At 54.3% G+C, this 3,345-nt stretch carries 2 protein-coding genes; both read right to left on the bottom strand.

All coding sequences use genetic code 11. From position 1 onward, the window contains the following. Window positions 1-2,241: ankyrin repeat domain-containing protein (locus tag KDK19_RS20970; protein ID WP_257292871.1), on the bottom strand; the 2,241-nt coding region annotated here is incomplete at its 3' end. Between the two features lie 136 nt (window positions 2,242-2,377). Beyond that, window positions 2,378-3,345 (bottom strand): ankyrin repeat domain-containing protein (locus KDK19_RS20965; RefSeq protein WP_257292870.1); only part of this gene is annotated, 968 nt, incomplete at its 5' end.

The raw sequence follows: 3,345 nt of genomic DNA, 5'->3' as shown, positions 1-3,345 counted from the left end.
ATCCGAAGTTCGGGAGGCGTTGAGATCAGCCCCGGCATTGATCAGGAGTTTTACGCAGTCGGTACGGCCCTTCAGGGCAGCGATGAGCAGCGGGGTGGCACCATCCGACATGGCAGTGTTGAGATCAGCCCCGGCGTTGATCAGGACTTTTACGCAGTCGGTATTACCCTTCTGGGCTGCTATGAACAGCGGGGTGCCACCACCCTTAGTCCGAGGGTTGAGATCCGCCATGGCCTCGATCAGGACTTTCACGCAGTCGGTGTAATTTTCTTGTGCAGCGACGAACAGCGGTGTGTAGCCGTACTCAGTCCGGGCGTTGAGATTCGCCTTGGCTTCGATCAGGGCTTTCACACAGTCGGTATTGCCCCACTCGACTGCGGTTAACAGTGGGGTGCTGCCATCCGACAAGGCGGCGTTGAGATCAGCCCCGGCGTCGATCAGGATTTTCACGCAGTCGGTGTTATTTTCTTGGGCAGCTATGAGCAGCGCGGTGGCACCATCCGGCATGGCAGCGTTTATATCAGCCCCGGCCTTGATCAGGACCTTTACGCAGTCGGTATTGCCCTTCCGGGCTGCGACGTACAGTGGGGGGAGGCCATTCAACAAGGGGGCGTTGACATCAGCCCCGGCGTTGATCAGGACTTTTACGCAGTCGCTATTGCCCACCTGGACTGCTATGAAAAGTGGGGTGGCGCCATCCTGAGTCCGAGTGTTGAGATCGGCTCCGGCCTCGATCAGGACTTTCACGCAGTCGGTGTGATTTTCTTGTGCAGCGATGAACAGCGGTGTGTAGCCATCTTCACTACGGGCATTGAGATCTGCCTCGGCGTCGATCAGGAGTTTCACGATGTCGGTATTGCCCATCTCAGTCGCGATGGAGAGTGCGGTATCGCCATCCGAGAAGGCGGCGTTAGGCTCCGCCCCGGCGTTGATCAGGCGTTCGACGATGTCCTTGTGCCCCTGAATAGATGCCATCATCAAGGCAGTGGAATCATTATCCAAAACGACATTGACATTGACTCCCTCTGCCAGCGACAACTCCACCTGATCCAAATCCCCCTCAAAACAGGCAAGATAAAACGCCTGATCGGGGAAAAATGTATCCGGGTGAGACTCACCGGTGTACTCATTCAGCATAGGCATCGGGTCCTGCCGACACATTGCACAACGGCGAGAGCCAATGGGCTGATCAACAAAACACTTCGAAATACAATCCAGGTCGAATTGCTTGCCACAGCATTGGGTTTTGACGATCACAGGTACTGCATCATGATCATGGAAGTGAACCAGACAAATAGGGCAGGGATCAGTTTCCAGCGGTGCGTCAGTGTCCATGGGGACAGCGGGTCGAGCAATGCCATCCATGGATAGAACATCCGTGTTAGTCATATGACCTGCGCACTCTGAGCAGTGTCCATTATATAAATGTGGGCATGAGCTTTGTTCAAGTGATGCTCCTGTGTGGCCTGTCGAAATTTCTGTGGTGTTCATCGGGCATTCAGCGGGCTCACTGCTATCGGATAATGGTCGGAATTGACAAACGCCGTGACAGGGAGAGACGAAACAATTTAAATCCAAAGAATGCAGAGATTGTTGAGGGTCTCCGTTACCATCAGTAGAGTCAGGATAAAGGAAGCTATTGAAAGAGCCTGCCGGGCGGGCAGTGGTTTCCTGAGCATGCTGCCCCGATGACTCTGATGGTGGGGATTGCTGCCGGGCATTTCCAGAGCCGGGCACTGTAATGACGGCCGTCAGCGGGTGATCCTGACACAGCTCTTTCTGTGCTATCAGGTTAGACGACGATGAGTCGATATTCCAATAGCTTTTTAAAAGCCAACCGACAGCGACAACCACTTCCAGAGGCAACCATGAATAAGAGTTGGAGCTGGCTGGTGCACTTTTGGTGGTCAGGATCAGTTCGTGACCCACCAGAAGATGAGTGGCATAAAGCCATGGCCATGCAATGGATTCAATGATGGCCGGTTTTAGTTCGAAACCGTCTGGTTTGCCTTGTTTCTCATCAGGCGGTAAATCCGATCCTGCATAACCGTGTATGTGGGCAATGTCTGACAAGGTGTACGACAGTGTGTGCTGGTAAGGTTTTATAAAAACGTTCTGGTTTGGAGCATCTGCTTTCTGTTCAAACTCGACAACAAAACGTCTTGTCAACGGTTGAGCCTGACAGACGACGGACAATATCATTAGCAACAGTGGTGCTGCAAAGAGTGGGAGTTTAATCATTCTATCCCTGCATTCTGGCGTAGAGAGAGGAAGGATAGATCAAGGAAATAACGCAAGTTGCGCAGTTAACCGTTCTTTCAACTGCCCCGGAGAAGCATTCAAAAACTCAGAAGATGGGAACACCAGAAAGCCGTGTCTACAGGAGAAGATGACGCATTTCTTCTGATTCATCTACCGCCTCTACTCCCGACAGTGCCCCGGCATTGATCAGGAGGTTCACGCAGTCGGTATAGCCCAGCTCGGTTGCGATGGATATCGGGGTGTCGCCATTTGACAAGACGGCGTTGACATTCGCCCCGGCGTTGATCAGGAGTTGTACGCAGGTGGCATCGCCCATAAAGACTGCGCTGAGCAAAGGGGTGGCGCCTGTAGGAGTCGAGATGGCGTTAACATCTGCCTTGGCTATGATCAGTACTTTCACGCATTCGGTATAGCCCCTCAGAACAGCCATGAACAGCGGGGTGGTGCCATCCTTAACCCGAGCATTGACATCCGCCCCGGCGTCGATCAGGAGTTGCAAGGAGTTGGCATTGCCCATCATGGCTGCGAAGTACAGCGGGGTAGTGTCATCAGGCGTGGCGGCGTTGAAATCCGCCCCGGCGTCGATCAGGGCTTTCACGATGTTGACATGGTCCCACCGCGCTGCGACAAACAGCGAGGTGATGCCACCCGTAGTCCGGGCGTTGAGATCCGCCTTGGCTTTGATCAGGATTTTCACGCAGTCGGTATTGCCCATCTCGGCTGCGATGTACATCGAGGTGGCGCCATCCGACAGGGCGGCGTTAAGATCAGCCCCGGCGTTGATCAGGATTTTCACGCAGCCGGTGTTATTTTCCTGGGCAGCGATGAACAGCGGGGTGGCGCCATTCTCAGTCCGGCTGTTGAGATCCGCCCCAGCGTTGGTCAGGGCTTTCACGCAGTCGGTATTGCCTTCCGCAGCAGCGACAAACAGCGGGGTGGCGCCATTCGACAAGGCGGCGTTGGGATCAGCCCCGGCTTCGATCAGGGCTTTCACAATGTCGGTATGGCCCAGTTGGGCTGCCATATACAGCGAGGTGACGCCATCTTTAGTCCGGGCGTTGAGATCTACCTCGGTTTCGATCA

Origin of the sequence: Endozoicomonas sp. ONNA1, from assembly GCF_024606325.1 — a bacterium.
GTDB lineage: Bacteria > Pseudomonadota > Gammaproteobacteria > Pseudomonadales > Endozoicomonadaceae > Endozoicomonas_A.
Note: the sequence above shows the minus strand (reverse complement) of the source record. Positions and strands in the feature narration are given on the sequence as shown.